This window comes from Arthrobacter sp. Y3223164, from assembly GCF_059091005.1.
The window spans coordinates 1-2,362 of the sequence record NZ_JBNHGF010000413.1 but is presented as its reverse complement, the minus strand read 5'-3'; the positions used below and the strand labels follow the sequence as shown (position 1 = coordinate 2,362).

General features: G+C 70.5%; 2 protein-coding genes. Both read right to left on the bottom strand.

All coding sequences use genetic code 11. The features are described from left to right. Nucleotides 1–1,535: HNH endonuclease signature motif containing protein (locus AC5RUJ_RS14795; RefSeq protein WP_494156094.1), on the bottom strand; the 1,535-nt coding region annotated here is incomplete at its 3' end. 331 nt (nt 1,536–1,866) lie between these two features. Next, nucleotides 1,867–2,362 (bottom strand): enolase C-terminal domain-like protein (locus AC5RUJ_RS14790; protein WP_494156093.1); only part of this gene is annotated, 496 nt, incomplete at its 5' end.

Genomic DNA, 2,362 nt, shown 5'->3' with positions numbered 1-2,362 from the left:
CCGCGGACATGGTCGATCTCGCAGTATCTGGCCGCGCGGCGGCAGCCGGGGAAGCGGCAGTGCCGGTCCCGGACACGGACCAGGCGTTTGAGCCATTCGGGCGGAATCCGCAGTTGCCGGGCGGCAGCGATCGCCTGGCCGTGGTCGTCGGTGAGCACCGGCAGCCAGGACCTGGCCAGCTGGGCCAGTTCCCGTCCCATGTCCGCCGGGATCGGTCCGTGCCCGGCCAAGTCCCCGGGCTCCTCGCCCAGTCCCAGCAGCGTGGCCAGGGGCACCGTGACCAGCATCCCCGGCCCCGCACCACCGCCGCAGTTACCGCCGCTGCCGGCGGTTGCCGGTGCATCCGGCTCCGGTGCTGCCGGTACCGTGTCTCCTGCCGTCGTAGGCTCCGCCTGACCGGCCGGGAAGGTGCGGTCGGTCAGCATGAGGTCAGAGAACACGTCGGCGCGCAACTGCGGCAGGGTCCGTTCTTCCCCGGGGCCCTGGAGGGAACGGGCCGTGGCCTGGATCCGGTCGAAGACCAGATGCGCCTTGTCCGCGCTGGTGCGGATCCACAACTCGGCCATCCCGTCGTCCTGGTCGGTCAGCTGCACGTCCCGGGACTCGTTCGCCCGCCGGTGCCGCTGCTCCAAGGATTCCGGGTGCAGCCGGTCCCGCATCCGCCGGGCACGGGACCGCACCGTATCCAATGTGACGTCCCCGGCGCCGGGCAGCACCGCGGCCTCAAAATCCTGCAGGCAATCCGCCGGCAGGTCAGCGCAGCCACGGGCCAGCGCCTTCGCCCGCGGCAAGTCCAAGTCCCCGCGGCACATCGCCTCGAGAGTGCCCGGCAGGTGCGTGCAGATCTGCCGCGCATCGGCCAGCATGGCCCGCGCCGCCGCGTCACCGGTGCACAGGTGCGCCGAGATCTCCTGTGGCGCGAAGCGGGAAAAGCCTTCCGGGTCCCGGTCCCCGCCAACACCGGGACGCAGCCGGGCGAAGCGGTCCAACGCCTTCACCCGGCACGACTGCACCCACGCCTCCACCCGCGCGACAGCCAAAAGATAATCCATGGTCTGCACGTCATTCAGTTCCGCCGGCTCCACCACCGCCAGCAAACCGGCCAGCACGGCAGGCACCCCCACCCCGCCCTCGGGCACCACAGGCTTACCACCGGCGCCCTCAGGCACCACGGGCAGGCCTACCCCCTCCTCGGTGGTCCCGGCCGACGGCTGTCCGGTGCCAGATTCCTGGGACGCTCCGGGATCCTCGGTCACAGTTGCCTGCCCGTCACCCGTGGCTTCGCTTAGCGAAGGATTTTCTGCAGTGTTGGCCGCCGCGGCGGCGGCAGACGCGCCAGGTTCAGCGGCCGCGGGAAAGAAACCGGCGCGATCAGGTTCGATACCATAACGCCGGAGCAGTGCCTCCGCCACCACGTGCTGCAGCAGCGCCTCCAGCAGCGAACTGTCCGGACGCGAAGGCACGCCAAGGTCCATCACCAGTCCCTGTCCCGGAACCGGGAACCGAAGCTCGACGCCCTCGCCCTCGCCCTCCATATCCTCACGCTACCGGCCGCCTCCGACAGTTTGAGGGCCGCGTTTCGATGGCGCAGTGGATGGAGTCGGCAAGGTCAGACTGCGTTCGGACGATTGAGCCTCACATTCAGCTTTTGAGGAGCCGCGCATATAGAACCGGGCCCAAACCCTGAGGTTGTTCCGGCCGGGGGCTGCTTCCCGCAGCCCCGAAGCACGTCAGGAGCACAGGCGCTTCACTGCTCCAGCGGGCCCGCAGGCGAGGTCGATGGCGCTGCCAATCCCCCTGCTCTTTCGGCACGTCCCCCGGCCGCCGGGACGGTCCCGCCTAGGGAGCCGTTCCCCCGACCCTCCGTCACGGCTCCAGCAGTCGGTAGGTCCGCGCCAGCCGTTCCAGCCACCACTGCCGCCGGTCCTCCGGCGCAGCAAGACGATCCAGCAGGTCCGCGTCGGGCACCACCTCGCGCACCGGGAGGCTGCCGGCCACCGGCACCAGCGGCTCCGCCGCCACGTCCGCGGCCATCAGGGACACCGTCGCCAATCCGCAGGCATACGGAAGTTCCGGCAGCGCCGCCGCGAGTGCCACGCCCGCGCGGATCCCCACGGAGGAGTCCAGGGCGGAACTGACGACGGCGGGGAGCCCGGCTTGCGCGACGATCTCCAACGCCCGCCGCACGCCCCCGAGGGGCTGCACCTTGACCACGATCAGGTCCGCGGCGTCTTCGCGGGCAACCCGCAAGGGATCCGCCGCCTTTCTCCTTCGACGGCGCCCTCTTCGATCTGCTGCAAAACCTGCCGTTGTCGAACATCCTGGCCGGCGCGGTGGCGATCCTGGCGATGGTTCTGGTAGG